Raw genomic sequence first — 3,101 nt, 5'->3', positions numbered from 1 at the left:
CCATCGGCGGCCGAGCAAACCAGGATCGCGCCGTCCATCTGGGCAGCACCGGTGATCATGTTCTTCACGTAGTCAGCGTGACCTGGGCAGTCAACGTGAGCGTAGTGACGAATGGTCGAGTTGTACTCAACGTGAGCGGTGTTGATGGTGATACCGCGCGCTTTTTCTTCCGGAGCCGAGTCGATCTTGTCGAACTCAACGATTGCCGAACCGAAAACTTCGGAGCAAACGCGAGTCAGAGCTGCGGTCAGAGTGGTCTTACCGTGGTCAACGTGGCCGATAGTGCCGACGTTAACGTGGGGAAGGGAACGATCAAACTTTTCCTTAGCCATCGATACAATCCTCCGCAGAAGAAATAGTCTTGCGCTGATAAAACAAAGGCAGATATTTTCATATCTGCCTTGTTTATATGGAGCTCTTGAGCGGACTTGAACCGCTGACCTCACCCTTACCAAGGGTGTGCTCTACCAACTGAGCTACAAGAGCGAAACACTTTGTGCAAAATCCGGCAAACTTGGAGCGGGTAGCGGGAATCGAACCCGCATCATCAGCTTGGAAGGCTGAGGTTCTACCACTAAACTATACCCGCGGAGCTTGCGGCTCTCGCTAAAACTGGTGGAGGGAGAAGGATTCGAACCTTCGAAGCTCTCGCAACGGATTTACAGTCCGTCCCCTTTGACCGCTCGGGAATCCCTCCAGATGTGGCCGGCATTCTATTTGTCTGCCGTCCTGGTGTCAAGCGTTTTTTCAAATTTTTTCAATCAAATCTGAAACTTAGCTGCTTTGACACCGCTTCCAGCTCTACCACCTGAGTGGTGTTCCCTGTGAAGCGGGCGCCATTCTATCAAGCTATTCGCCAGTTGCAATACCCTGGCAGAAAATAATTTTATGTTTTAAGTCTTTGAAATCATTGGAAAGAGCCAAGAGCACCGTTTGGTCCAACAAACGCTCGCTTTCCGGAGAAACCTTGAGCCAGCGACCATCCGCCCCAGGCAGCTGTCCTGCCACCGGCGAGGTGGCAATATCCAGACTCAGCAGGCGCTGACGCAGCGCATCCAACTGCTCCTGCCCCTTCACGCCTCCGACTACCAGGCATTCATCACGACGCTTGGGCGGTGCCGACACACCTGTCTCACGCAACAGTCGGATTTCTTGCTGATTCCCCTTGTACAGCGACAATGGGGCGACTTCCTTGACCTTCAGCGGGGCTTCCTGCTGATGCCATACGTAATAAAAGACGTTGAGCACCAGTAACAGCAGAAACAACCAGCGCATAGGCACCTCAATCCAATGGGCAGGCCATTGCCAGGCCAACGAAAACCAAGTCAGGCACAACACGCGCCTGTGGCAGGGCCTCCCTCACCAGCGGCGCATCACCGCCAGTGAGGAACACGGTGAACCCCTCACCCCATAGCACACGAGCCTGCTCAAGCTGGGTGTAGGCAAAGCCCTGGAGCATCAATACGCAACCGCGTTCCACCGCTTCGACAGTAGAGCGACCTGGTGACAAGCTGTTCAATGCGCGCTCCGCGGAGGCATCGTCATAGCGGATACGACGGGTGTGAGTGCGCAGCTGGCTACGCATCAATGGCATACCCGGGCAGATGTAGCCCCCCAGATGCTCGCCATCTGCAGACACGAAGTCCGCTTTGGCCGCGGTACCCAGGTCAATCACCAGGCACGCGCCCTTGGCCAGGTGAAATGCCCCCAGCGCCGCCAGCCAACGATCCATACCCAGACGCTGATAGTCGTCATAGCCATTGCGCACACCTGCCATTTCACGGACAGGGTGGGCAACCTTCGCCTGCACGGCAAATGCCTGAGCAATCAACGCGCAAAGCGCATCGGTTTCTTCTTCGCTGCGCACACTGACAATACGGCAACCCGTGAGGCGCACTGAAGCGAGCGCAGCCACTTCGGCCACCAGCGCCTGATCGGAATCGACGATTCCACCACCTTCAATCACAGCATCGGCGACATGGATCACCCGCCACTTGATGAAGCTGTTACCGCAATCGAGCTCAAGAATCATCACGCAACCTCAAACTGAGCTCACCACCACTGAAGCTCTTTTCCATCCCGTCCACCTCAAGGCGCAAACCACCCTGCCCGTCGACGCCAAGAACCACGCCATCAATACGTGTACTACCAGCAACCAGCGATACATTGCGCCCCTGCCACAAGTGCGCCTGCTCCCACTCCTCCTGGAATGCAGCAAAGCCGTAGCGGCGATGGCGCGCCAATTCGTGCTGTAGCTGCTGACTGAGCAGCGCTACCAAGTGATTGCGATCTATGGCTGCACCAACCTCACGCCGCATGGAAGTCCACTGCTGATCGACCTGTTCGTTTACCTGCATGTTTACATTGATACCAATGCCTAGCACCACATGACAGACATCTGCAGGATCGCCCACCAACTCCAGGAGAATCCCGGTGATTTTCTGCCCACGCACCAGCACATCGTTGGGCCATTTGAGCCCGACATCCTTTACACCGAACGCCTGCAAGGTGCGCATGACCGCCAACCCCACTACCAAGCTCAACCCCTCGAGCTGACGCATGCCTCCATCGACGCGCAGCACCAGGCTGTAATAGAGATTTTCAGCAAATGGGCTGACCCACTGCCGGCCACGCCGACCGCGTCCGGCGCTCTGGCGCTCAGCCAGAACCAGGAATGGAGCCGCCTGTCCTTCACTGGCAAGGCGCAAGCCTTCGGCATTGGTCGAATCGATGGTTTCGTGGATGAATACCGGCCACTGTTCGCCCACGGCGAACTCGGCGATTGCCTGCGCCTCAAGCAAAGCCAGTGGCGCGGCCAACTGGTAACCGCGCCCACGAACCTTGTGAATGGTGAGGTTCAGCTCACTTTCCAGATGCTGCAGCTGCTTCCAAACTGCGCTGCGACTCACCCCTAGGGCTGCCCCCAGAGCTTCTCCGGAATGGAACCGACCGTCCTTGAGGAGATTCAACAACTTCAGCATGCCAGTCTCGACTTGGAATAAGGCAGGCATGATAGCCATGGGCTGTTGGCTTGCATAGGAAAAGGGCCTGCAGGAGAGACCTTGCATCGCCATCCACAGAGAGAAGCAGTGGCAGGCCAG

At 56.5% G+C, this 3,101-nt stretch carries 4 protein-coding genes and 3 tRNA genes; all 7 read right to left on the bottom strand.

Annotated features, from left to right (window positions below):
* Positions 1 to 332, bottom strand: a 332-nt coding sequence (locus ACF8Q6_RS13210) for a GTP-binding protein (RefSeq protein ID WP_392498741.1), incomplete at its 3' end; no start/stop codon positions are given.
* Between the two features lie 78 nt (positions 333 to 410).
* Positions 411 to 486, bottom strand: a tRNA-Thr gene (locus tag ACF8Q6_RS13205).
* A 29-nt stretch (positions 487 to 515) separates the two neighbouring features.
* Positions 516 to 589, bottom strand: a tRNA-Gly gene (locus tag ACF8Q6_RS13200).
* Positions 590 to 613: 24 nt separating this feature from the next.
* Positions 614 to 697: transfer RNA gene (locus tag ACF8Q6_RS13195), tRNA-Tyr, on the bottom strand.
* Between the two features lie 152 nt (positions 698 to 849).
* Positions 850 to 1,275 (bottom strand): hypothetical protein, encoded by a 426-nt coding sequence (locus ACF8Q6_RS13190; RefSeq protein ID WP_011953323.1) that lies wholly within the window; start codon positions 1,273 to 1,275, stop codon positions 850 to 852.
* Between the two features lie 7 nt (positions 1,276 to 1,282).
* Positions 1,283 to 2,032, bottom strand: coding sequence for a pantothenate kinase (locus ACF8Q6_RS13185; RefSeq protein ID WP_392491289.1), 750 nt, complete (start codon positions 2,030 to 2,032; stop codon positions 1,283 to 1,285).
* Entirely contained in the window at positions 2,022 to 2,981 is a 960-nt protein-coding gene (birA, locus tag ACF8Q6_RS13180; RefSeq protein ID WP_011953321.1) for a bifunctional biotin--[acetyl-CoA-carboxylase] ligase/biotin operon repressor BirA, read from the bottom strand. The genes ACF8Q6_RS13185 and birA overlap by 11 nt, the downstream gene beginning before the upstream one ends.
* Between the last annotated feature and the right edge of the window lie 120 nt (positions 2,982 to 3,101).

The sequence above is a fragment of the Pseudomonas sp. GLN_2 genome (assembly GCF_043106005.1).
Lineage (GTDB): Bacteria > Pseudomonadota > Gammaproteobacteria > Pseudomonadales > Pseudomonadaceae > Aquipseudomonas > Aquipseudomonas alloputida.
This window is presented reverse-complemented; position numbering and strand designations above follow the sequence as displayed.

Excerpts from the sequence above, each read along its gene's own strand:
- ACF8Q6_RS13185 (WP_392491289.1), bottom strand. The coding sequence starts at position 2,032 with ATGATTCTTGAGCTCGATTGCGGTAACAGCTTCATCAAGTGGCGGGTG.
- ACF8Q6_RS13190 (WP_011953323.1), bottom strand. The coding sequence starts at position 1,275 with ATGCGCTGGTTGTTTCTGCTGTTACTGGTGCTCAACGTCTTTTATTAC.
- birA (WP_011953321.1), bottom strand. The coding sequence starts at position 2,981 with ATGCTGAAGTTGTTGAATCTCCTCAAGGACGGTCGGTTCCATTCCGGA.